Here is a 21,713-nt window from a genome sequence, read left to right as displayed (position 1 = left end):
GGGACATTTCTATGACTAGCACCGATCTCTCCACCTTCATCCCCGCCCCGGCGACGGCCTACCAGGGGGACATCGCCCGATACTGGAACAACGAAGCCCGGCCCGTGAACCTGCGGCTCGGCGACGTCGACGGCCTTTACCACCACCACTACGGCATCGGCGACATCGACCACGCCGCCCTCGGCGACACCGAGGACAGCGAATACGAGAAGAAGCTGATCGCCGAGCTCCACCGCCTGGAGTCGGCGCAGGCCGAGGTCCTCCTGGACCACCTCGGCCCCATCGGGCGCGACGACACGCTCGTGGACGCCGGCTGCGGCCGCGGCGGCTCGATGGTCATGGCCCACCAGCGCTTCGGGTGCAAGGTCGAGGGCGTCACCCTGTCGACCAAGCAGGCCGACTTCGGCAACCAGCGTGCCCGTGAACTCGGCATCGCGGACCACGTCCGGGCCCGCGTCTGCAACATGCTCAACACGCCCTTCGAGACCGGTCAGGCCGCGGGCTCGTGGAACAACGAGTCGAGCATGTACGTCGACCTGCACGACCTCTTCGCCGAACACTCCCGCATCCTGCAGGTGGGCGGCCGCTACGTGACCATCACCGGCTGCTGGAACCCGCGTTACGGCCAGCCCTCGAAGTGGGTCTCCCAGATCAACGCGCACTTCGAGTGCAACATCCACTCCCGCCGGGAGTACCTGCGCGCCATGGCCGACAACCGCCTCGTACCGCAGGCCGTGATCGACCTGACTCCCGCGACCCTGCCCTACTGGGAGCTGCGGGCCACGTCCTCCCTGGTCACCGGCATCGAAGAGGCGTTCATCAACTCCTACAAGGACGGCTCCTTCCAATACGTCCTGATCGCGGCCGACCGCGTCTGACCGACAGCCGAAGGGGCCGGGACCGTCACCCGACGGCCCGGCCCCTTCCGGCGCCTCGGACGGTCGCCCCCCGGGCGGGCGGCGCGGGGGCGCCGGATAGGATCCGGGGCATGTCACAGCCGGTGCAACTCGTCATCCACATCAGCACACTTCCGGGCCGCGGCTCGGAGCAGGTCGCCGCGTTCGAGCGTCTCGCGCCCATCGTGCGGGCCGAAGACGGGTGCCTGCAGTACGACATGCACCAGGTGACCGGCGAGCCCGACCGTTTCGTCCTCATCGAGCGGTGGGCGTCGAAGGAGGCGCTCGCCGCGCACGACGTCACCCCGCACATGATCGAAGCCGACGCCGCGAGCCCGGCATTCCGGGCGGGGCCCGCCGAGGTCATCGAGCTCGTCGCCGCCCCTCTGGCCTGACCCCGGCGCCGGCCGCCGCCCGTCAGGTCTTCGTACGCTTGGCCGCCGCCGCCGCAGCCGCGGCGCGGCCCCAGCGGCACAGCAGTCGGACCAGGCAGATCGCGGTGGGAACCCACAAGGCGGCGAAGACCCAGAGCGCCGCCGTCGAAGTCGTGGTCACGGCCCGTACGAACGCCGCCACGGAGGATATGGCGAGCAGGCACGTGTAGAGCACGAGGCCGGGACTGCGGGCGTCGCTCCAGGAACCCGTCCACGGCCTGACGCCCCGGCGCAGCGTCCGCAGCCTGCGGTCGAGGAGCTGGTCGGCACGCAGCTTGGCCTCGATGTCGTCGAGGATCATGCGCTCCTGCTGGGAGAGCTCGGGGCCGTCCATGGCCACACCTCCCGAGACTCGGTGCCTGGTCTGCGGCTACCCCGTTCGGGACCGCTCACACGTTTCGCCTACATCCCCGCCGCGAGGGCGGGGGAAACGCGACGGGCCCACGGAATGCAGTCTCACTCCCAGGCGCGCGGTTGGCGGTCCGGGACGGAGGTGAAGGCGATGCATTCGACGTCGATGCTGTCGGCGAGCTCGCTCAGTACTTCGGCCAGGTTCTGCACGGTTCCGGCGTCGGCCGCCATCTCGCCGGTGTCGACCGAGTGCACCCAGTCCACCGCGATGCGCCGAAGCAGGGCGGTGACCTGGTCGGCGGGGATCAGCGGGCCACCCTGTGCGGTGGGAATCAGCGGTATGGTCACCTGGATCATGAAACCGCCTCCCCGCGGCCGACAGCGAATGTTCCATCGGGCGCTTACCCGGTTCGCCGGGCACCAACCTCCGGACCTGCGGTCACGTTCTCGCGCGGACGGGCCGCCGGAGCAGGTAGCCGAAGGCGGTCGCGACCAGGGCGGCCATACAGGCGATGAACACCAGACCCGCGCCCTCCAGCCCGACCGGGGCCACGAGCAGGCCCACGCCGATCACCGGCACCGAGATGCCCGCGTACGCCACCACGAACAGGGTCGAGATCACCGCCGCGCGCCGGTCCGCGGGGGAGGCCGCGGCCACCGCGGCCAGCGCTCCGCGGAACGCCAGGCCCTGCCCGGTCCCGCCGACGAGCGCGCTCAGCACCACCAGCGGCAGCAGGTCCCACCGCAGCGCGCCGGCGAGCAGCGCGAGTCCGATGAAGAGCCCCACGCAACCCAGGGGGAGTGACCGCCCGACCCCGACCCGGCCGACGGCGAGCTGCCCGGCGGTCGAGGCGAAGAAGGCGACCGCGACGACCAGCCCGCTCACCGCGTGGTTGTGCACGTCCAAGGACTGCGCGAGGAACGCGGGGCTGACCGAGGTGAACACCCCGAACAGCGCGAACCCCACGAACGAGGCGATCGCCGCCGGCGCGAACACCGCCCGCACCTGTGCGGGCAGGCCGGGCCGCTGGGGGCGTACGGTGCGCCACGGCCGGCGCGCCCGCACGGTTTCCGGAAGCAGCAGCAGGACGGCCGCCGAGCCGGCCACCAGGGCCAGGTGCACGACGAACGGCAGGTAGAGCGGCCACGGGGCGTACTGCGCGAGCAGCCCGGCGAGCAGTGGGCCGCAGCCCAGCCCGCCCATGTTGGCGGCCGTCGCCACGAACGTGGCCCGGGAGGCGCCGCGGTCGGGCGCCAGCTCCATCACGTAGGCCGTGGCGGCGCCGGTGAACAGGCCGGCGGACAGTCCCGAGAGCAGTCGCCCGGCGTACAGCCAACCGAGCCCGGTGGCGCACAGGAAGCAGACGGCGCTCGCCGCCGCGAACCCCAGGCCCGCGAGCAGCACCGGACGGCGGCCCATGGTGTCGGAGGCGTTGCCCGCCAGCAGCAGCACGCCGATGACCCCGAAGGCGTACACGGCGTACACGACGGTCACGATCAGTTCGGAGAACCCGAACTTCTCCTGGTAGAGCCCGTAGAGGGGGGTCGGCAGCGTGGTGCCCGCCATGCACACGGCGAACACCACCCCGCCGAGCACGCACTGACGCCATCCTTGGCGATCACCGTCCATGGCGCCGACGGTAACCCCGCGCGCCGTCCCGGACCGGGGCGGCACGCATCCGGCGCGCCGCGAGGATTATCGATCGTTTCGATCGAGTAGAGCTATATGATTGATAGATCTTGACGATCGAATCGCGAGTTCGTAGAGTCGGCGCGGCCCCACTCAGCCGCAAGGAGCACCCCCAGATGCCACTTCGCCGCCCGCGGGTCCTGCTCGCGATGGCCCCCGAGCTTCTGCCCCGCCTGTTCGACGACGCCACGGCCCACCGGCTCCGGGCGGTGGCCGAACTCGACCCGGAGCTCGTCGCCGACGACTTCGGCAGACCCGAGGTGGGGGCGGCCCTGGCGGAGGCCGAGATCCTGTTCACCTTCTGGGGCGCCCCCGCCGTCGACGCCGACGTGCTGGCGGCCGCACCCCGTCTCAAGGCGGTCGTCCACGCCGCCGGTTCCGTCAAGCACTTCGTCACCGACGCCTGTTGGGAGCGCGGCATCATCGTCTCCTCGGCCGCGCAGGCGAACTCCCTGCCGGTGGCGGAGTACACGGTGGCCATGGTGCTGCTCTCCAACAAGCGGGTGTTGCAGCTCCGCGACGAGTACCGCAGCGTCCGCGGCCTCCAGCACGCCTGGCACCTGCGGTACGGCCACGCGGGCAACTATCGGCGGACGGTCGGCATCGTCGGCGCCTCCCGGATCGGCCGCCGGGTGATCGAGCTGCTGCGCCCGTACGATCTCGAACCGGTCCTGTACGACCCGTACGTGAGCGAGGAGCAGGCCCGGGCCCTCGGCGTCCGAGGCGTGGGCCTCGACGAACTGTGCCGGATCTCCGACGTGGTCAGCCTGCACGCGCCCGCCCTGCCCGAGACCCGGTCGATGATCGACCGGCGACGGCTGGCGCTGATGCGCGACGGCGCCACCCTGATCAACACCGCCCGCGGCTCGCTCGTCGATCCGGCCGCCCTCACCCGGGAGTTGGCCACCGGTCGGATCCAGGCGGTCATCGACGTCACCGAGCCGGAGGTGCTGCCGGCCGACTCCCCGCTGTACGACCTGCCCAACGTGCTGCTCACCCCGCACATCGCGGGATCGCTCGGCAACGAACTGCACCGCATGGCCGATTCGGCCGTCGAGGAGATCATCCGCTACGCCGCCGGCCTGCCCTTCCTGCACGAGGTCCACCGCGAGGAACTCGACCGCACGGCCTGACGGTCGACCCGGGCGCTCGGCCCCGGGCGCCCGGCCCGGTCACACCTGATCGACCATGGAACGGGGCATTCGGCCAATCCGATCCGATCGTTTTGATCAATAGTTCACATGGTCTTGACGTTCAAGAATCATGGGCGAATGATTCAAGCCGTTCAGCCCACTCGCCAAGGAGCAGTTCACATGAAGGTTCAGTCCTTGCGTGCCCACGGCGCGGTGGCCGCAGCGGTGTCCCTCGCCCTGCTGACCTCCGCCTGCGCCGGCTCTGATTCCGCCACGTCGTCTGCCGCCAAGGACGACGGCCAGCCCGTCACCCTCACCTACTGGACCTGGACCAGCGGCGCCGAGGCCGCGGCCGCCGCGTTCAACAAGACGCACACCGACATCCAGGTCCGGTTCTCCCAGATACCGGGTGGCGCGGACGGCTACAGCAAGATCAGCAATGCGATCAAGGCGGGCGACGCTCCCGACGTGGCGACCATCGAGTACAGCATGGTCCCGGAGTTCGCGAGCCAGGGTTACCTGGAGGACCTCACGGCCACCTCCGGCGAGCTGGTCAGGAAGAGCTTCCCGGCGGGTGTCCAGGACCTGGTGACCTTCGGCGGCAAGACCTGGTCGGTCCCCTTCGACGCCACTCCGCAGGTGTACTTCTACCGCAAGGACCTGTTCGAGAAGTACGGCGTGACCGTGCCGAAGACGTGGGACGAGTACCGAGCCGCGGCCGAGAGGATCAAGGCCGCCGACCCCAAGGCGCGCATCGGGTCCTTCCCGACCGACACCCCCCTGGAGGCGGCCCTCTCCTGGCAGGCCGGCTCCAAGTGGTTCCAGATCAAGGACGGGGCCTGGAAGCCGGAGATCAACGACGCCCCGTCCCAGAAGGTCGCCGCCTTCTGGCAGGGCATGCTCAAGGACGACCTCGTCTTCAACCACGGCGCCGGCACGCCCGAGGAGAACAAGTCCAAGGCGGACGGCACGTCCGTCAGCATCCTCGGCGCCTCCTGGAGCGCCGGCGGCATGATCGCCGCCATGCCGGACCTCAAGGGCAAGTGGGGTGTCGCCCCCGTCCCGAACTGGGGCACCCCGGCCAGCGGCATGTACGGCGGCACCAGCTTCGCCGTGACGAAGGGCAGCAAGCACACCAAGGCGGCCGCCGAGTTCATCAAGTGGGTGACCACGGACCCGGCCGCGATGGAGGCCCGGATCAGCGCCCTGAAGAACCCGAGCAGCGCCCTGCCCGCGAACCCGGCCATGGCCGCGGTGGCGGCGAAGGCCTTCGACACCTCGTACTTCGACGGCCAGGACCTCTACAAGCTGACCGGTGACCAGATCTCCACCATCGTCCCCGGATGGACCTGGGGCCCGGTCTGGGGCAAGGTCAACGCCGACTTCAAGGACGAGGCGGCAAAGAACGGCCTGGCCAACGGCCTGGTGAAGGCGCAGGAATCGGCCCGGGCGGCGATCGAGAGCCGCGGTCTCAAGCTCGCCAAGTGACCAGCCGGGGTGGCCGCCGCAGCCCCCGGCTCGCGGCCACCCCCTCGTTGAAGCCCCGCACCGCCAAGGAGCCCCCCCCGTGGCATCACCGCCCACCACCCCGGCCACCATCGCGGCGCCCGCCGGAAGCGCGCTGCGCCGCAACCAACGCGGAGCCGTGGCCCTGTTCCTCGTTCCCTTCTTCGTCCTGTTCGCCCTCGTCATGGTGGCGCCGGTCGTGTACGCGGGATGGATGAGCGTCTTCAGGGAGCAGTCCTCGGGGCTCGGGTTCGGCGGCGTCGAACGAACCTTCGTGGGTCTCGGCAACTACTCCGCGGTGCTCTCCGATCCGACGTTCCGGGCATCCTTCCTGCACGTCGCCGGCTACTGCCTGCTCTACATCCCGGTGATGATCGGCGGGGCGCTGGGCCTGGCCCTGCTGGTGGATTCGGCCTACGCGCGGGCCAAACGCTTCTTCCAGCTCGCCTTCTTCCTGCCGCACGCCGTACCCGGGCTGATCGCCGCGATCATCTGGATCTACCTCTACACCCCCGGACTCAGCCCCGTGATCGACTGGATCGACGGCGCGGGCGGCAGCTGGAACTTCTTCTCACCCGGCCACGCCCTCTCCTCGATGGTCAACATCGCCGTCTGGCAGTGGGTCGGCTACAACATGGTGATCTTCTTCGCCGCGCTCCAGGCCGTACCACGCGAGGTCATCGAGGCCGCCACGGTCGACGGCGCCGGGGCCTGGCGCATCGCCCTGGGCATCAAGGTGCCCATCATCCGCTCCTCGGTGGTCATGACCGTCCTGTTCACCTGCGTCGGAGCCGTCCAGCTCTTCACCGAGCCCAAGCTGCTCTCCGACAAGGCCCAGGCCCTCGGCAACGACTGGTCGCCCACCATGTACATCGTCAGCAAGGCGTTCATCGACCAGGACTACGCCGGCGCGGCCGCCGCGTCGCTGCTGCTCGCCGTCGTGGCCGGAGCTCTGTCCTTCGTCGTCACCCTGACAGGGAAGCGGTGGCAGGAATCATGAGCACGCGAAGGGCCCCCCGCGCCTGGGCCTCCAAGACCGCCGTGAACACCGTACTGATCACGCTGGCGCTCTACACGCTGATGCCGATCAGTTGGCTGCTCATCGCCGCCACCAAGAACCGCCGCGACCTCTTCGCCACGAACGGCTTCACCCTCGGCGAGTTCAACCTCTTCTCCAACATCCACGAGGTCTTCACCCACAACGACGGCATCTACGGACGCTGGCTGCTCAACACGGTCCTCTACGCCGTCGTCGGCTCCGCCCTCTCCTCGCTCATCTCCGTCGCCGCCGGATACGCCTTCGACAAGTACGCCTTCGTGGGCAAGGAGCGGCTCTTCTCCGTGGTCCTGGCGGGGGTCCTGGTACCGGGTGCGGTGCTGACCCTGCCGATGTACCTGCTGGCCTCCAAGGCGGGGATCACCAACACCTACTGGGCGCTGCTGATCCCTTCCCTCGTCAACCCGTTCGGCGTCTACCTCGCCCGGGTCTTCTCCGAGGGCTACGTCCCGTACGAGGTCATCGAGGCGGCCAGGGTCGACGGCGCGGGCGAGGTCCGGACCTTCCGCAGGATAGCCCTGCCCATGCTCGCCCCCGGATTCATGACGCTGTTCCTCTTCTCCTTCACCGCGAGCTGGAACAACTTCTACGGCGCGCTGGTCATGCTGAACGACAAGAACCTGTACCCGGTCAACCTCGGCCTGCACATGTGGAACATCTCGATCACCGAGAGCCCCGAGATGTACTCCCTCGCCATCACCGGCTCGCTCATCGCCGTGATCCCGCTGGTCATCGCCTTCCTCTGCCTCCAGCGCTTCTGGCGGTCGGGCCTGACCGCCGGAGCGGTGAAGTAGACCGGCGGTCCGACGACCCCATTCATCCACCCGAGACGGGACACCGCCGTTGACCACCTCACCCGGCCCCGACCACCGCCGTCGCGTCCTCGTCGTCGGCATCGACGGGGTCCGACTCGACCTGCTCGCCGCCGTGGCCACCCCGCACCTCGACGCCGTGGCCGTCGCCGGATTCCTCGCCCCGATCGAGATCGACGAAGCCACCCCCACCATGTCCGGCCCCTGTTGGGCCACCATCGTCACCGGCGTGGGCGTCGCCAAGCACGGCGTCCACGGCAACCACTTCGCGGGCCACCGCCTCGACGTCTTCCCGGACTTCACCACGCGGCTCGCCCGGCAGGACCGGCGCGGGACCTTCGTGGCCGGCGGCTGGGAGCCGCTGCTACTGGTCCGGGACGGCGGCCCCCTGTTCGCCGCCCCGAGCCGGCTCTCGTACATCGCGCCGCGCGCGGACACCAGCGAGGACTGGCTGGTATGTGACGAACAGGTCACCGCGGAGGCCGTCCACGTGCTGGAGACCGACGACCCCGAGGTCTCCTTCGTCTACCTGGGCTCGGTCGACGAGACCGGGCACCTGCACGGCTGCGGCGACGCGTACCTGCGGGCGATCGGGCGGGCCGACGAACACCTCGGCCGGCTGCTCACCGCCGTCCGGTCGCGGACCACGTACGAGGAGGAGGCCTGGACTGTCATCGTGGTCACCGACCACGGCCACCGGGACTCCGGCGGGCACGGCGGACGCACCGCGGAGGAACGCACGGCCTGGGTCGCCTGCCGCGGCCCGGGCATCGCCGCCGAACCGCCCGCCCGGCAGCTGCGCTTCGAGGACGTCGCCGCCCAGGTGTACGCCGCCCTCGACCGCGAGGCCGACTCGCACTGGACCCTCGACGGGCTGCCCTTCACGGCGCCCGCCGCCCACCTCGCCCCGGCCGGACGCTGACATGCGCGCGGTGTTCTTCGACATGGACGGAACCCTCGTCGACACCGAGCCCCTGTGGTGGCGGGCGACCGAAACCGTGGCCCGATCCCTGGGGCACCCGCTGACCGGCGCCGACGCACCGGCCGTGGTGGGGCGTTCGGCCACCGACACGGCCGCGCACCTGCACGCGATCTGCGGCGGCGAGCGCCCGGTGGAGGAGATCGGCGAGGCGCTGCTGGCGGGATTCCGGGAGCGGGTCGCCCGAGGCCCCCGACCCATGCCGGGCGCGCTGGAACTGCTCGACGCGCTCGGCGCGGCCGGAATCCCGCTCGGGCTCGTCTCCGCGTCCAGCCGGTCGATCGTCGACCTGGTCCTGGCCGGCCTCGGCCCGCACCGGTTCGCCGTCACCGTCGCGGACGGCGAGACCCCGCGGACCAAGCCGCACCCCGACCCGTATCTCGCCGCGGCCCGGGCCCTGGGCGTCGATCCCCGCTCCTGCGTGGCCGTGGAGGACAGCCCCACGGGTACGGCATCCGCCGAGGCGGCGGGCTGCTCCGTGCTGGTCGTGCCCTCCACGGTGCCGATCCCCCCGGCGCCGGGGCGACTGGTAGTCGACCGGCTGACCGGGGTGGATCCGCTGCTGCTCGGCTCGATCAGCCCAGCGCGACCCTGATCCTCTGGGTGGCCCCGGCCTTCCCGGTGAGGTCCCCGAAGGTGAGGGTGAGGGCGGAGCCGGTGGTCGCGGAGGTGACGGTGGTCGGTTGGGAGATCACCGAGGCCACGGGGCGGTGCCACGTGACGGTGAGGCCGCTCTGCATCCGCATCGGGTCGCTGACGCAGAGCGTCGCGGTACCGTCGCCGTGCTCCCGGACCAGCACGCAGGCAGGGGCGGAGGCGGTGAGGGCGCCGACGGTACCGGCGAACCAGAAGTTGACGGCGGTGACGCCGAGCGGGGGAACCACGATGCCCTGCTGGTCGTTGGCGTTGGCGAGGACGGTCAGCCAGCCGGTGTCGGCGGCCCGGGCGGCCGTGGTGGCCGTGCCGGCGCCGGGCATCAGGATGTAGGAGCAGGCGGCATCGACCGGGTCCACGCCGTGGTCGAACCAGAGGGTCAGGTAGCGGCGGGTCATCGGGTCGGTGGTGCCGCCCGTGTTGATGTCGTGCCAGGAACCGGTCCGGGCCTCGCGCAGCGCCTTGATCGTGGCCCCGCCGGGAAACACGTACCCGCCGTGACCGGCGATCTGCGCCCACTTGACGCCGCTGAGGGTGGCCGACCAGCCGAGTGCGGTGGACCGGGCGGTGCCGTTCACGGTGAAAGCGTGAGCGCCGGTGGCGCCGAGGTTGCGGTTCTCGACCACCGTCTCGACCGCGGCGCCGTCGGTGCACCGGACGGATCCCGCCAGGCAGACGATGGAGTCGGCCAGGCAGAACCAGGACTTCTTGGCGTAGAGCGTGCTCGACAGCCCGCGGACGAACTGGCCGATGGCGGCGTACTCCCCGTCCGTGGCCCCGCCGACCCAGTTGACGTCCGGTCTCGGCAGACCCCACGCGCCGCCCTCGGCGTCGGCGAGCGCCTTCTTCGAGACCGTGGTCCCCGGCAGCCGGTACGGATCCACGGTGGGCCAGAAGGCGTCCGTGTACTGGCCGTTGGCGTACGTGTCCCCCCACCACTGGAGCATGCCGGCCCCGGCGTGCCAGCCGCGCAGGTTCTCCCCGTTGCCCGTCTCGTACAGCCCCATCCGCTTGGAGGCCATGCTGATCGAGGCCGCCCAGCCGGGACGGCGGTGGACCGCCCGGTCCATGCTGGGGAAGAGCCCGTGCCCGGTCGGCTCGGCGAGCGCGGTGACGGCGTTGTCTTCCTGGACCGACTTGAGCCGGGCCAGCGCGGCGACGCTCAGGTCGGTGTCGGTGAGTACGGGGCTGTAGTAGTCCCGCTGCGCCCAGCCCTTCACCAGGCCGCGCCAGCGCTGGTTCTCCGCGCCGCTCGCGGCCGTGCCCAGCAGGGCGATGGAGGAGAGGACGCCGTGGCCACGTCCGTGGTCGCCGCCCTGGAAACCGTACGCGTTGGTCCTCGGGTTGCCGCGGCTGGTCGAGCGCCCGGAGACCGAGTCCATCATCAGGCCGTTGTAGAGGAACGGCGCGAAGGACCTCTCCACCGAGTCCAGGACGATCTGCCGATTGGGGTCGGTGACCGCCCACGTCGAGCCGTTCAGCAGCGAGAACAGGCCGGCCAGTCCACCGAGCAGTACCGCGCCGTAGGAGCCCGTGTAGGAGAGGTGGGTGTGCTGGACGAAGGAGCCGTCGGCATAGAAGCCGTCTCCGACGGTGACGAACGGGAAGACGGGGGAGAGGGCGTCGCGGGCGAGGGCGATCTTGGCCGCGTTCTTGCCGAGCACACCGCGCAGGGCCAGCGAGCGGCACAGGTCGACCCGGTTGGCGCCGGTGCTGGTTCCGGTGTACTGGGAGACGAGCGAGTCGGGGACGAACCGGTCGACGGCGGCAAGGTGGTTGGCCAGCCGGCCGGCGGACAGCTGGTCGTGGAGGACCGTGCTGATGTCCAACAGGGTCTGCGGCGAGCCGATCTGGAAGTCCCACCAGTTGCCGAACTGGCTCTTCGACGGGTTGTAGGCCTGGTCGTGGAGATGGTCGAGGCCGGTCGTGATCTCGGTGAGCAGTGCCGCGGCCCCGGTCAGGCCCGTGCCGGGCTGGGCGTACGCCTGGGCCATGGTGCCGAGCCGGTAGTAGCTGGTGGTGATCGAGCCGGAGACGGTAAGGGGCAGATCCGGCCACAGGGATCCGCTGACGGGGGTCATCGTCGAGCGGAACTCGCCGGCCTGGGTGCCCAGGAGCGCCAGCTTCTCCGCGAAGGGGGCGGCCGCGGGGTCGAAGCCGGTGCCCAGCACCATGTCCCGCCACCTGAGCCGGAGGGTGTCGTACGCGTCGGCGGCGAAGGCGGCGCCGCCGGTGGACACCGAGCCCAACAGGGCGGCACTGGTGGAGAGACGGAGGAAGGAGCGGCGGGACCATGGGCTGGACATGGAGCCTCCAGAACCGGGGCGCGCCGGCTCGCCGGACGGCGGGCCACGACAGGGGGTGCCCCACTGACCGGTTTCTAGCACGCGATCGAAATAATGCTCAAGAGGCGCGTAGAGATCGATTCGTTCATACGGTCGCCGCGTGTGCGGTCGAGCCGCCGCAGGAGTGGCGGACGTGCAGCCGGGGCAGCAACTCGACGTGGTGCCGCGGTGCGTGCTCCCGGCTCCCGTCATCGAGCCGGTCGAGCCGGTCCAGCAGCAGCCGGGCGGCTGCCGCGCCCACCGCGCGCCGGGGCGGGGCGACGGCGGTCAGGGCCGGCTCCGACAGCCCGGACACCTCGTCGTCGTACGCCACCAGCGCGAGGTCCTCGGGGATTCGGATCCCGAGGGCCTGGAGGCGCGGCAGCAGGACGACGGCGTCGGCGTCGCTGTGCACGAGCGCGGCGGTGACCCCGCGTTCGCGTACGCAGCCGCGCAGGTACTCCAGGGTGAGGTCGTAGCGCTCCGACTCGGAGCTCGTGCTGCCCGGGGCGAAGCCGGGCGACGGGGCCGGTGGAAGGCCGAGTGCGGTCAGCGCGGAGGCGAAGCCCGCCTTCAACTGCCGGGCGTGCGGGCTGTGCTGGAGCGCCGGCACGATGCGCCGGTGGCCGAGCGCGGCCAGGTGGTGGACGGCCAAGCCCGCCCCGTGGGCGGAGTCGGAGCGCACCCGGTCCAGGGCGTCGGCCGGGCTGCCGGTCAGGGTCCACCGCTCGACGAGCACGGTGGGCACCGGGGCCTCCAGGATCGTGTCGGCCTCGCCGGGGCCGGGTATCCCGTCCTCCCAACCGGGGGTCACCAGCAGCCCGTCGGCCCCGGAGGCGACGAGTCGCCGGATCTGGCTCCGGTCCTCGTCGGCGAAGTAGCCGGACAGTCCCAGCACGAGCCGCGCCCCGCGCTCGGAGAGCACCGCGCGGGCGCCCTGGACGACCTCGGAGAAGGAGTGGCGCATGGTCGGTACGACCATGCCGACCATCGTCCCCGTCCGGGTCCGTGGGGAGGGCGGAAGGGGCGCCGGCCGTCCGGTCCCCGGCCACACCACCGAGCCGTGCACCCGCCCGAGCCGCCCCTCGGAGACGAGCAGTTCCGCGTCGCGGCGGGCGGTGACCACGGAGACTTCCAGCAGGGCGGCGAGGTCGGCGATACTCAGGCTGCCGTGTTCGCGGGCGATGGCGACCGCTCGTTCGTGACGTTCGCGGACATGGTCGCGCACCTGGGCTCCCTCATGACAGCGGGCGATTGTATTGATCGATCGCTCTTGACGTTCGTATCGACCATTCCCTAGATTTCGGCGCGGCGGTAGTACTTTCCGCCTTCTGGCCGAAACGGAACGAAGAGAGCAGCGCGGATGCCTCAGTTCGACGTCACGCCCGGCGGCTTCCTCCTCGACGGCAGCCCCCACCGAGTGCTCTCCGGCGCGCTGCACTACTTCCGCGTGCTGCCCGAGCAGTGGCCGCACCGGCTGCGGATGCTCCGTGCGATGGGCCTCAACTGCGTGGAGACGTACGTTCCGTGGAACCTCCACGAACCCGAGCCGGGCGTCCACCACGACCTCCCGGCGCTGGGGGAGTTCCTGACCCGGGCGGCGGAGGCCGGTCTGCACGCCATCGTCCGCCCCGGGCCCTACATCTGCGCCGAATGGGAGAACGGCGGGCTGCCGGCCTGGCTCACCGGCCGGGACGACGTCCGGCTGCGCTGCCTGGACGAGCCGTACCTGGAGGCCGTCGACCGCTGGTTCGACGTACTGGTCCCGCTGATCGCCGAGCACCAGATCACCCGGGGCGGCAACGTCCTGATGGTCCAGGTCGAGAACGAGTACGGCTCGTACGGCTCGGACCAGGCCTATCTGCGGGACCTCGCCGACGGCCTGGTGCGGCGGGGCATCGACGTACCGCTGTTCACCTCGGACGGTCCCGAGGCCCACATGCTCACCGGAGGCACCCTCCCCGGCGTGCTCGCCACCGTGAACTTCGGCAGCGACCCGGAAGGCGCCTTCGCCGCCCTCGCCGAACACCGGCCCCAGGACCCGCCGTTCTGCATGGAGTACTGGAACGGCTGGTTCGACCACTGGGGCGAGCGCCACACCACCCGGGACGCGACGGACGCGGCCGACGTCCTGGACCGGATGCTCGCCGCCGGTGCCTCGGTGAACGTCTACATGGCGCACGGCGGCACCAACTTCGGGACCTGGGCCGGAGCCAACCGCGGCGGCCCCGACCACGCCGGTGCGCACGCCCCCACCGTCACGTCCTACGACTACGACGCCCCCGTCGACGAGCGCGGCGCGGCGACCGAGAAGTTCCGGCGCTTCCGCGAGGTGCTGGCCGGGTACGCGACCGAACCACTCCCGGACGTACCCGAGCCGGCGCCGCTGCTGACGCCCGGCGAGGTGCGGCTGACGGAGTCCCTGCGGTTGTTCGACGTACTCGACGTACTGAGCCCCGACCCGGTGGTCGTGTCGACCCCGCCCACGTTCGAGCAACTCGGCCTCACCCACGGACTGGTGCTCTACCGCACCGCCCTGCCGGGCCCCCGCCCGCCGCTGCCGCTCACCCTGGACGGCCTCGCCGACCGGGCGCACCTGTTCCTCGACGGGAAGCTCGCGGCGGTCCTCGACGGGGACCGGCCGGCCTTGGAGGTGGCCGTCCCGGGGGAGCGGCGCTCGGTCGACGTCCTCGTGGAGTCGATGGGGCGGGTCAACTACGGCCCCCTGGTCGGCGGGCGCAAGGGCATCGTCAAGGGCGTCCGGCACGCCTTGCAGTGGGTGCACGGATACGAGGCCCACCCGATCGACGTGGCCGCGGCCGTCGGCCCGCTGCCCTGGGGCCGTGCCGAGGGCCCCGACACGTCGCTGCCCGAGGGCGGTCCGGTCTTCCACCGGGGTTGGTTCGAGGTGGACGCGCCCGCCGACGGCTGGATCGCCCCGACCGGCTGGGGCAAGGGCTACATCTGGGTCAACGGCTTCTGCCTGGGCCGCTATTGGTCGCGCGGCCCGCAGGGCTCGCTCTACCTCCCCTGGCCGCTGCTGAGGCCGGGCCGCAACGAGATCGTCGTTCTGGAACTGGACGGCGCGAACCCCGCCACCCTGGCGATCCGCGACGAGCCCGACCTCGGCGACCCGGCCCCCACACCGGGGCGGCAGAGCTGAAGCGGCCTCAGGTCAGACGGTCACCCCGCGGGGAGGCGCGACGACCGCGGGCGCCGCGAGGCGGCCGGTCCGGTGCAGCCCGTAGAGGGCGGCCGCGCACCCCAGGCCCAGGGCGAACAGCGCCAGCCACGGGAGCGCCGACACACCGGCGGCCCTGGCCGCGTCCAGCGCCGCGCCGGTGAGCAGGTTGCCGAGCGCGATGCCGACCCCGCAGACGGTGTTGTAGAACCCGTAGTGCGTGGCCACCAGGCGGTCGCCCGAGAGCCGGACGATGGTGTCCATCTCGAAGGGGTACGCGACCATCGTGCCCAGCGCGAGCAGCAGGGCGGCCAGCGCCGGGGGCACCGAGGCCAGCAGCCACAGCCCCACCCCGCCGCCCGGCACCGGCAACGCCGTCGCGGCCAACAGCGGCAGGAAGGCCGCCGCCATCGTCAGCAGCCCCCAGACCAGGGCCCGGCCCGGCTCCATGCGCGCCTTGCACCAGGCGGTGACCCTGGTCTGGAACAGGATCGTGCTCAACCCGGACACGGCGAACAGCACCGCCACCGCCGCCGTGCCGCCCGCGCCCTCACCGCCCAGCCGCCGGACCTCCAGCGGCAGGGCCAGGTACACCTGGAACGTCATGACGTACGAGCCGATCATGGCCAGGGAGAAGAGCAGGAACGGCCGGTTCGCGAGGATGCCGCGCCACTGGGCGAGCACACCCTCACGCGGGTCGCCGTCCTGCCGTGGGGCCCCGGCGTCGTCCCCCCTGCGCGCGGGCAGGGACCGGATCTGGACGAGGCTCAGGACGGCGAAGATCCCGGCGGCGACCAGACAGGTGACGCGGAAGTCGACCCCCGTCAGCACCATGCCCACCAGCGGGCCCAGCAGGATGCCCGCCTGGTAGAAGACGTTGAACAGGGCGAAGGCCTCGACCCGGCGCTCACCCGTGTCCACGGCCAGATAGGCCCGGGTGGCCGGGTTGAACAGGGCCCCGGCCAGCCCGGTCGCGGCGGAGGCGCCGATGAGCGCGGGCACGGAGTCGACCAGCCCGAGGGTCGCGAAACCGACGGTGCGCAGCACCAGCCCGGTGATGATCATCGGCTTGTAGCCGAACCGGTCGGCGAGGGTCCCGCCGATCAGGAACATGCCCTGCTGGCTGAAGTTGCGCACGCCGAGGATCAGCCCGATCGTCCAGCCGGCGAGCCCCAGCGGCCCCGCCAGGTGCGCGGCCAGGTAGGGCATGAGCATGTAGAAGCCGAGGTTGATGGTGAACTGGTTCACCATCAACAGCTGCACGCTGCGCTCGTACGTACGGACCTGCGCGATGGTGCCCTTCATCGGACCGGCTCCTCCGCACCGCTCGCGTCCGCACCGCTCGCGTCCGCACCGCTCGCGTCCGCACCGCGCGCGTCCGCACCGCTCGCGGAGACGCCGTTCGCGTCCGCGCCGAGGGTGAGCGGGTCGACCACGGAGGCGCAGCGCGTCCAGCGCGTGACCTCCTTCTCGTCCAGAGCGCCGATCGTGTCGGGCTCGGCGGCCGGGGAGTCGCCGAGCAGGCCGTGGGCCGCGCAGTAGTCGTCGTCGTACACGGTGCTCAGGTAGCGCTGGGGCCCGTCGGGGAAGACCGCCGCGATCCGGGTGTCCGCGGGCAGCGACCGGGCCAGCCAGCCGGCGACGAGCGCGACCGCGCCGACGCTCCAGCCGCCCGTGGCGTAGTGGGACGCGGCGAGTTGCCGGCAGGCCCACACGGCCTCCGCCGGGGCCACCCAGTGCACTTCGGAGAACTGCTCGTAGGCGACGTTGCGGGGATAGATGCTCGACCCGAGCCCGCGCATCAGCCGGGTCCGGGCGGGCTGGCCGAAGATGGTTGACCCCACGGTGTCCACTCCCACCAGCGTCAGCTCGGGGTAGAGCCGGCGCAGGACACGGGAGACACCCGCCGAGTGTCCGCCGGTGCCGACGCTGCACACCAGGACGTCGATGTGCCCCATCGCGGTGGCGAGTTCGAGGGCGAGCGGGGTGTACGCCGTGGTGTTGTCGGGGTTGTTGTACTGGTCCGGGCACCACGCGCCCGGGTACTGCTCCAGCAGCTGGGTCACGCGGTCGCGGCGGGCCTGCTGCCAGCCGCCGGTGACGTGCGGTTCGGAGACGACGTTGACCTGGGCCCCGTACGCGGTCAGCAGCCGGGTCATCGAGGATTCCAGGCCGGGGTCGGTGACCAGGGTGACCGGATGTCCGTAGACCATGCCGGCGAGGGCGAGGCCCAGACCGAGGGTGCCGCTCGTGGACTCGATGATCCGGGCCCCCGGCTTCAGATCCCCCCGGGCGCGGGCGCGCTCGACCATGTGCAGGCCGGGGCGGTCCTTGATGCCGCCGGGGTTGAATCCCTCCAACTTCGCCCAGAAGCCGCGTCCGGCCGGGGCCAGCGGCTCCGACACGTGGAGCAGCGGGGTGTTGCCGACCAGCCCCGACAGGGCCGTGCGGGCAGGGGGCGTCACGTCGGTGATCGATGTATGCATTTTTCCGCTCTCGAATCGAAGATGCGTCAGGTGCTCGTGGTGCTGGAGCGGCCTATACGCGCCATCGACACACGCTGGTCAGCGTGGAGCGGCCTGATCGGTCTATCGGTGAGAGGTGCGCGCGGGGCGGCGCGACCGGGCCCGCCGACGAAGCGGGCGCGGCATCGGCGACGGGGAGCGCGACCTCCGCCCCCACCGTCCCCGGGGCGCCGCCCTGGGACTGCGGGGTCAGCGAGGGTGTGGCGCAGGCGGAACCGTGCTCGGAATGCGCGGGCTCCTCGTGCCCCGCCGACGCGGTGGAAGCGGTGTGTCCGCGGCCGTCGCCATGTGGATAGGAGGAGCAGTGGAACGCCGCGAAGAGCAGCGCGGTGAGGACGGCCACGAGCAGACCACGTACCCATGACGTGCCTGGGTGGGTGCGGGCTGTGACCATGCCGTGATCTTAGCTTCTCCCTCACGTGACGCCAGGCTGCGATTCGGTCAACATCACTCGGCGATTTCCGTACGTTCCCACCACTCGTAGACGGGCAGTCGGCCCTCGGGGCCCTCCTGGGTCCGCGAAGTGCCGCGGAAGTGCTCGTAGCCGCCGCGGTGCGGGACCTTGAGGTCTTCGCCGGGGGCGGGGACGGGGACGATCCGCTCGGGCAGGTCGCCCGGTCCGCCCTCCAGCACTGCCTTGTTCGCCATGTCTCCACTCCTCTCACTACGGTGTCCGGCCCGGCATCCGGCCCATGTGGTCCATGTCGTCCATGTGTTCCATGTCCATCGACGGGTCCGTGGCCTGAAGGCCCGGGAGCAGCCAGTCCTGGAAGGGGGCGAGCACGGCCAGGACCAGGAAGACGGCGCCGACCGCCCAGGCGAACCACGGCCCCTGCCGCCACAGCTTCTCCAGGAAGATCACGGCGGACAGCCCCGCCATGGCGGCCACGTTCATCACCCCGAGCGGAATGAGGATGATCATCAGGCCCCAGCAGCAGCCGACGCAGTACGTCCCGTGGTGCGCGCCCACCCGCAGGTCCTTGGCCCACGGCCGGAAGCGGGAGTACCGCAGCAGCTGGAACATCGGGCTGCGGCAGTGCCGCAGGCAGACCGACTTCAGCGGCCCGAACTGCTGGATCGCCGCCAGCAGGAACGCGCCCGCGCCGATCCAGCGGCCCGCCTCCGGGTTGCCGTCGAGCAGCCGGTCGGTCGCGGCGAACAGCCCGTACGCGACCAGCCCGAAGGCCGTCCAGGCGAGCAGGTAGCCGACGAGGAACTCCGCTGTCCGGACCGCCCGGACCGGGCCCGCCGACGTACGGCCGATGGCCCGCACCCAGGTCACGGCGACCGGCGCCACCGAGGGCAGCATCATCGCCGCCATCATGACCACCCAGAGCAGCAGGAACGGCGGCAGCGCCATGCCCATCGTGCCGGAGCCCGTGCCCATCTCGCGGGACTGCGCGACGGTCAGCGCCCAGGCGAGAGCGGCGAGCAGCGTCAGCAGGATCCAGGCGAGGGTCAGATCGCGCCTCGGCAGCAGGACGCCCGGCCCGGTGGGGGCCGGTGGCGCCAGTCGGATGTGCGGCATGGCACTCCTCCCGAAGGCGCGAGGACACCTCCAGCACAGCACACAACCGCGGCCGGTGCCCGCTCGATCTGGTGGGGCCGGGGTGCGGGGCGGAGAATGGTCACAGGGACCTCCTGAGGAGGCGGGACCATGTCCGAGACCACGGTGACCGTTCCGAGATGGCACGTTGCGGGAGACTGGTTCGATACGTGCAGGTGCAACGTTCCCTGCCCGTGTGAGTTTGCGCAGCCACCCACCTACGGGGCCTGCGACGGCATCCTCGCCTGGCACGTCAATGAGGGAACCTACGGCGACGTGTCGCTGGATGGGCTCAACGTGCTGATGCTCGGCTCCTTCGTCGGCAACGTGTGGTCGGGCGAACACACCGACGCGTACGCGGCGGTCTTCTTCGACGAGCGCGCGGACGAAGCGCAGCGCGGAGCCCTTCAGATGATCTTCGGCGGCCAGGCGGGTGGCTGGCCCGCGGAGCTGGTGGCCCAGCTCGGTGCCGAGATGCGGGGCATGGACTTCGCCTCCATCGAGTTCGAGATCGACGAGGACCTCGGCGGCTGGAGGGCCGCGATTCCGGGCCTGGTCGAGGCCGGCGCCGTGGCGCTCGGCGGGCCGACGACACCGGAGGGCAAGCGGGTCCAGTCGACCAATGTGCCGGGCAGCGAGACCGGGCCGGGCCAGGTCGTGACCTGGGGCGTGGCGACGGCGGACCGGGCCGACGCGTTCGGCTTCCAGTGGAACCGCGAGGGCCAGTCCAGCAAGCACATCCCCTTCGACTGGAGCGGCCCCGACGCCTGAAGCCCGGCGGGCCCTACGCGGGCTGCCGCACGGCCGGCCGGGGTGCGGAGGCCGGCCGGACGGCGAGTGCGGCGGTGGCCGCGCCCAGGGAGACCACACCCAGGGCGGCGGCGGTGACGGGGAGGCCTGCGCCCGCTGCGAGCCAGCCTGCGAGCGGGTAGGTGAACAGCCAGCAGCCGTGGGAGAGCGAGAACCGGGCGGCGAAGGCGGCGGGCAGTTCGGCGTCGCAGACGCAGTCGCGGATCACGCGCCCGCCCGGAGTCAACACGGCCGAACAGCCGGCGCCGACGGCGGCCCAGGCGGTCAGGAGCGCGGGCCAGGACCAGGGGCCCGGGGTGGCGGCGGTGAGCGCGGCGACACCCGCCAGGACCGCGGGCAGGGCGAAGGCGGCCGCGAGCATGACGGCGCGGTCGGTGAACCGGCGCAGCAGGCGGGGGAGGAGCAGCGCGGTGAGCATGGAGCCGGCCCCGTACGAGCCCAGGGCCAGCGAGACGGCGCTCGCGGGCCGGCCGAGGTGGCCCTGGACCAGGACGACGGTGTTCACGAAGACGATCGCCCCGGCGGCGGCGACCGCCAGGTCGAGGGCGAGCAGGGCCCGCAGCCGGGGGACGGCCCAGAACAGGCGGACGCCGTACGAGGCCCCGGCGCGGACCCCGGCGGTCCGCCCGGCCGGACCCGGTCCGGGCAGGAGCGTGGACACGATCAAGGCGGCGGAGGCGAGGAAGCCGAGGGTCGTCCCGGCGAACAGCCAGTCGTAGGAGACCAGGGTGAGCAGGGCCGCGGCCAGGGCCGGACTGGACAGGCTCTCCAGGTCGTAGGCGAGCCGGGCCATCGACAGGGCGCGGGTGTAATCGCGTTCGGAGGGGAAGAGCGCGGGGATGGTGGCCTGGAAGGCGGGCGTGAAGGCAGCCGACGCCGACTGGAGGAGGAAGATCAGGACGTAGACCTGCCAGATCTCGGTCACGAACGGCAGGACGAGCGCGACCGCCGCGCGGACGAGGTCCGTCGCGACCAGCAGCGTCCGGCGCGGGATGCGGCGGGTCACGGCGCAGGCCACGGGGGCGATGGCGACGTAGGCGATCATCTTGATCGCCAGCGTGGTCCCGAGCACCGCCGAGGCACGGTCCCCGGCCAGGTCGTAGGCGAGCAGGCCCAGTGCGACGGTCGCGAGTCCGGTGCCGGTCAGGGCGACGGCGTGGGCGGTGAACAGGTGGCGGAAGGTGCGGTTGCGCCATGCGGAGAGCATCGGACCCCTCCCTGTCGGCGGTTCGCGGGGAGGATCTCATCGTAGCCAACGTGTGCGTACCTATGCACGTATTGGTCACGGGTTCAGGGGCGGGTTCGGGGAGGCTTCCTCCCGGTCCGACCTCAGTCGTGCGGGGGCAAGGAGTGCAGCTGGTGGTCGGCGACGTTCAGCGCCTCGTCCACCAGCCGCCGCAGATGCCCGTGGCGCAGGGCGTACACGACGCGCCGCCCGTCCTTGCGGGCGGTGACCAGTCCCGCCAGGCGGAGCTTCGCGAGGTGCTGGCTGACGGAGGGCCGGGCCGCCCCGCAGACCTCGGTGAGGGTGGTGACGTCCGCCTCGCCCCGGCCGAGCTCGTCGAGCAGGGCCAGGCGGGTCCGGTCGGAGAGCAGGGCCAGCACGGAGGCGGCGGCCTCCAGCCGGTCACCCCGCTGCTGCGCGTCCCGCGCACCTGCCAGGTGCATGCCCTCACTCATGCGCACATCGTAGGGCGCGGGCGCCGATACCTCCGAACGGAGGGGGGCGGGCCACCTCTTCGGGGGAACCGGGCGGCTCGGGACAGGGCTCGCGGCGGTCGGCTGCCGAAGGAACGGGGGATGGCCCCGGTCGGG

22 protein-coding genes are annotated in these 21,713 nt (G+C 71.7%); 10 read left to right on the top strand and 12 right to left on the bottom strand.

The features are described 5' to 3' along the window. Window positions 1-11: 11 nt before the first annotated feature. Window positions 12-878 carry a geranyl diphosphate 2-C-methyltransferase gene (locus ACFV9H_RS11020; RefSeq protein WP_385396287.1) on the top strand — a complete coding sequence of 289 codons (867 nt, stop codon included), beginning with the start codon at window positions 12-14 and terminating at the stop codon, window positions 876-878. A 110-nt stretch (window positions 879-988) separates the two neighbouring features. After that, complete coding sequence (locus tag ACFV9H_RS11015) at window positions 989-1,291, top strand: putative quinol monooxygenase (protein WP_385396286.1); 303 nt, start codon at window positions 989-991, stop codon at window positions 1,289-1,291. 22 nt (window positions 1,292-1,313) lie between these two features. On the opposite strand, the gene ACFV9H_RS11010 is transcribed toward ACFV9H_RS11015, so the two are convergent. From ACFV9H_RS11010 to ACFV9H_RS11000, 3 genes are all read right to left on the bottom strand, one after another. Beyond that, entirely contained in the window at window positions 1,314-1,664 is a 351-nt protein-coding gene (locus tag ACFV9H_RS11010; protein WP_385396285.1) for a hypothetical protein, read from the bottom strand. Between the two features lie 122 nt (window positions 1,665-1,786). After that, entirely contained in the window at window positions 1,787-2,038 is a 252-nt protein-coding gene (locus ACFV9H_RS11005; RefSeq protein ID WP_385396284.1) for a DUF6213 family protein, read from the bottom strand. 82 nt (window positions 2,039-2,120) lie between these two features. Next, window positions 2,121-3,311 carry an MFS transporter gene (locus tag ACFV9H_RS11000; protein ID WP_385396282.1) on the bottom strand — a complete coding sequence of 397 codons (1,191 nt, stop codon included), beginning with the start codon at window positions 3,309-3,311 and terminating at the stop codon, window positions 2,121-2,123. A gap of 176 nt (window positions 3,312-3,487) precedes the next feature. Between ACFV9H_RS11000 and ACFV9H_RS10995 the strand changes: the two genes are divergently transcribed. From ACFV9H_RS10995 to ACFV9H_RS10970, 6 genes are all read left to right on the top strand, one after another. After that, window positions 3,488-4,504 carry a hydroxyacid dehydrogenase gene (locus tag ACFV9H_RS10995; RefSeq protein WP_385396280.1) on the top strand — a complete coding sequence of 339 codons (1,017 nt, stop codon included), beginning with the start codon at window positions 3,488-3,490 and terminating at the stop codon, window positions 4,502-4,504. Between the two features lie 180 nt (window positions 4,505-4,684). Continuing rightward, window positions 4,685-5,992 (top strand): ABC transporter substrate-binding protein, encoded by a 1,308-nt coding sequence (locus ACFV9H_RS10990; RefSeq protein ID WP_385396278.1) that lies wholly within the window; start codon window positions 4,685-4,687, stop codon window positions 5,990-5,992. Between the two features lie 202 nt (window positions 5,993-6,194). Beyond that, complete coding sequence (locus ACFV9H_RS10985) at window positions 6,195-7,010, top strand: carbohydrate ABC transporter permease (RefSeq protein ID WP_385396444.1); 816 nt, start codon at window positions 6,195-6,197, stop codon at window positions 7,008-7,010. Continuing rightward, window positions 7,007-7,861 carry a carbohydrate ABC transporter permease gene (locus tag ACFV9H_RS10980; RefSeq protein WP_385396276.1) on the top strand — a complete coding sequence of 285 codons (855 nt, stop codon included), beginning with the start codon at window positions 7,007-7,009 and terminating at the stop codon, window positions 7,859-7,861. Before ACFV9H_RS10985 ends, ACFV9H_RS10980 begins: the two co-directional genes overlap by 4 nt. 49 nt (window positions 7,862-7,910) lie before the next feature. Then, a complete protein-coding gene (locus ACFV9H_RS10975) occupies window positions 7,911-8,801 on the top strand; it encodes an alkaline phosphatase family protein (protein ID WP_385396274.1) in 891 nt (296 codons plus the stop codon). 1 nt (window position 8,802) lies between these two features. Further along, entirely contained in the window at window positions 8,803-9,453 is a 651-nt protein-coding gene (locus ACFV9H_RS10970; protein WP_385396272.1) for an HAD family hydrolase, read from the top strand. On the opposite strand, the gene ACFV9H_RS10965 is transcribed toward ACFV9H_RS10970, so the two are convergent. Continuing rightward, window positions 9,434-11,818, bottom strand: a complete 2,385-nt coding sequence (locus tag ACFV9H_RS10965; protein ID WP_385396270.1) for a polysaccharide lyase 8 family protein — start codon at window positions 11,816-11,818, stop codon at window positions 9,434-9,436. The two genes, ACFV9H_RS10970 and ACFV9H_RS10965, sit on opposite strands and share 20 nt — an antisense overlap. Window positions 11,819-11,942: 124 nt before the next feature. After that, window positions 11,943-13,064, bottom strand: a complete 1,122-nt coding sequence (locus ACFV9H_RS10960; protein ID WP_385396268.1) for a substrate-binding domain-containing protein — start codon at window positions 13,062-13,064, stop codon at window positions 11,943-11,945. Window positions 13,065-13,199: 135 nt separating this feature from the next. Here ACFV9H_RS10960 and ACFV9H_RS10955 point away from each other — a divergent pair, with 135 nt between their 5' ends. After that, complete coding sequence (locus ACFV9H_RS10955; protein WP_385396266.1) at window positions 13,200-14,999, top strand: beta-galactosidase family protein; 1,800 nt, start codon at window positions 13,200-13,202, stop codon at window positions 14,997-14,999. Between the two features lie 12 nt (window positions 15,000-15,011). On the opposite strand, the gene ACFV9H_RS10950 is transcribed toward ACFV9H_RS10955, so the two are convergent. From ACFV9H_RS10950 to ACFV9H_RS10930, 5 genes are read right to left on the bottom strand one after another with little or no spacing between them, the layout of a single operon-like run. Further along, window positions 15,012-16,322, bottom strand: coding sequence for an MFS transporter (locus ACFV9H_RS10950; protein ID WP_385396264.1), 1,311 nt, complete (start codon window positions 16,320-16,322; stop codon window positions 15,012-15,014). Then, entirely contained in the window at window positions 16,319-17,503 is a 1,185-nt protein-coding gene (locus ACFV9H_RS10945; RefSeq protein ID WP_385396262.1) for a pyridoxal-phosphate dependent enzyme, read from the bottom strand. The genes ACFV9H_RS10950 and ACFV9H_RS10945 overlap by 4 nt, the downstream gene beginning before the upstream one ends. Window positions 17,504-17,555: 52 nt before the next feature. Further along, a complete protein-coding gene (locus tag ACFV9H_RS10940; protein WP_385396260.1) occupies window positions 17,556-17,936 on the bottom strand; it encodes a hypothetical protein in 381 nt (126 codons plus the stop codon). Between the two features lie 53 nt (window positions 17,937-17,989). After that, window positions 17,990-18,190: a DUF5988 family protein gene (locus tag ACFV9H_RS10935; protein WP_385396258.1), complete on the bottom strand. Its 201-nt coding sequence runs from the start codon at window positions 18,188-18,190 to the stop codon at window positions 17,990-17,992. A 16-nt stretch (window positions 18,191-18,206) separates the two neighbouring features. Beyond that, window positions 18,207-19,070 (bottom strand): DUF2182 domain-containing protein, encoded by an 864-nt coding sequence (locus ACFV9H_RS10930; protein WP_385396256.1) that lies wholly within the window; start codon window positions 19,068-19,070, stop codon window positions 18,207-18,209. Window positions 19,071-19,199: 129 nt separating this feature from the next. On the opposite strand from ACFV9H_RS10930, the gene ACFV9H_RS10925 reads away from it, so the two are divergent. Then, complete coding sequence (locus ACFV9H_RS10925) at window positions 19,200-19,859, top strand: DUF1326 domain-containing protein (protein WP_385396254.1); 660 nt, start codon at window positions 19,200-19,202, stop codon at window positions 19,857-19,859. Window positions 19,860-19,872: 13 nt separating this feature from the next. On the opposite strand, the gene ACFV9H_RS10920 is transcribed toward ACFV9H_RS10925, so the two are convergent. Together ACFV9H_RS10920 and ACFV9H_RS10915 are read right to left on the bottom strand one after the other, a co-directional pair. Next, window positions 19,873-21,105, bottom strand: a complete 1,233-nt coding sequence (locus ACFV9H_RS10920; protein WP_385396252.1) for an MFS transporter — start codon at window positions 21,103-21,105, stop codon at window positions 19,873-19,875. Window positions 21,106-21,227: 122 nt separating this feature from the next. Beyond that, on the bottom strand, window positions 21,228-21,578 hold the full coding sequence (locus tag ACFV9H_RS10915) for an ArsR/SmtB family transcription factor (protein ID WP_385396250.1): 351 nt from the start codon (window positions 21,576-21,578) through the stop codon (window positions 21,228-21,230). Between the last annotated feature and the right edge of the window lie 135 nt (window positions 21,579-21,713).

The sequence above is a fragment of the Streptomyces sp. NPDC059874 genome (genome assembly GCF_042731135.1).
Lineage (GTDB): Bacteria > Actinomycetota > Actinomycetes > Streptomycetales > Streptomycetaceae > Streptomyces.
The sequence above is the reverse complement of the archived record's forward strand: the minus strand, read 5'-3'. Positions and strand labels throughout refer to the sequence as shown.

Coding starts and splice junctions, on each gene's coding strand:
- ACFV9H_RS11020 (WP_385396287.1), top strand. CDS start 12: ATGACTAGCACCGATCTCTCCACCTTCATCCCCGCCCCGGCGACGGCC.
- ACFV9H_RS11015 (WP_385396286.1), top strand. CDS start 989: ATGTCACAGCCGGTGCAACTCGTCATCCACATCAGCACACTTCCGGGC.
- ACFV9H_RS11010 (WP_385396285.1), bottom strand. CDS start 1,664: ATGGACGGCCCCGAGCTCTCCCAGCAGGAGCGCATGATCCTCGACGAC.
- ACFV9H_RS11005 (WP_385396284.1), bottom strand. CDS start 2,038: ATGATCCAGGTGACCATACCGCTGATTCCCACCGCACAGGGTGGCCCG.
- ACFV9H_RS11000 (WP_385396282.1), bottom strand. CDS start 3,311: ATGGACGGTGATCGCCAAGGATGGCGTCAGTGCGTGCTCGGCGGGGTG.
- ACFV9H_RS10995 (WP_385396280.1), top strand. CDS start 3,488: ATGCCACTTCGCCGCCCGCGGGTCCTGCTCGCGATGGCCCCCGAGCTT.
- ACFV9H_RS10990 (WP_385396278.1), top strand. CDS start 4,685: ATGAAGGTTCAGTCCTTGCGTGCCCACGGCGCGGTGGCCGCAGCGGTG.
- ACFV9H_RS10985 (WP_385396444.1), top strand. CDS start 6,195: ATGGTGGCGCCGGTCGTGTACGCGGGATGGATGAGCGTCTTCAGGGAG.
- ACFV9H_RS10980 (WP_385396276.1), top strand. CDS start 7,007: ATGAGCACGCGAAGGGCCCCCCGCGCCTGGGCCTCCAAGACCGCCGTG.
- ACFV9H_RS10970 (WP_385396272.1), top strand. CDS start 8,803: ATGCGCGCGGTGTTCTTCGACATGGACGGAACCCTCGTCGACACCGAG.
- ACFV9H_RS10965 (WP_385396270.1), bottom strand. CDS start 11,818: ATGTCCAGCCCATGGTCCCGCCGCTCCTTCCTCCGTCTCTCCACCAGT.
- ACFV9H_RS10955 (WP_385396266.1), top strand. CDS start 13,200: ATGCCTCAGTTCGACGTCACGCCCGGCGGCTTCCTCCTCGACGGCAGC.
- ACFV9H_RS10950 (WP_385396264.1), bottom strand. CDS start 16,322: ATGAAGGGCACCATCGCGCAGGTCCGTACGTACGAGCGCAGCGTGCAG.
- ACFV9H_RS10945 (WP_385396262.1), bottom strand. CDS start 17,503: ATGCATACATCGATCACCGACGTGACGCCCCCTGCCCGCACGGCCCTG.
- ACFV9H_RS10940 (WP_385396260.1), bottom strand. CDS start 17,936: ATGGTCACAGCCCGCACCCACCCAGGCACGTCATGGGTACGTGGTCTG.
- ACFV9H_RS10935 (WP_385396258.1), bottom strand. CDS start 18,190: ATGGCGAACAAGGCAGTGCTGGAGGGCGGACCGGGCGACCTGCCCGAG.
- ACFV9H_RS10930 (WP_385396256.1), bottom strand. CDS start 19,070: ATGCCGCACATCCGACTGGCGCCACCGGCCCCCACCGGGCCGGGCGTC.
- ACFV9H_RS10925 (WP_385396254.1), top strand. CDS start 19,200: ATGTCCGAGACCACGGTGACCGTTCCGAGATGGCACGTTGCGGGAGAC.
- ACFV9H_RS10920 (WP_385396252.1), bottom strand. CDS start 21,105: ATGCTCTCCGCATGGCGCAACCGCACCTTCCGCCACCTGTTCACCGCC.
- ACFV9H_RS10915 (WP_385396250.1), bottom strand. CDS start 21,578: ATGAGTGAGGGCATGCACCTGGCAGGTGCGCGGGACGCGCAGCAGCGG.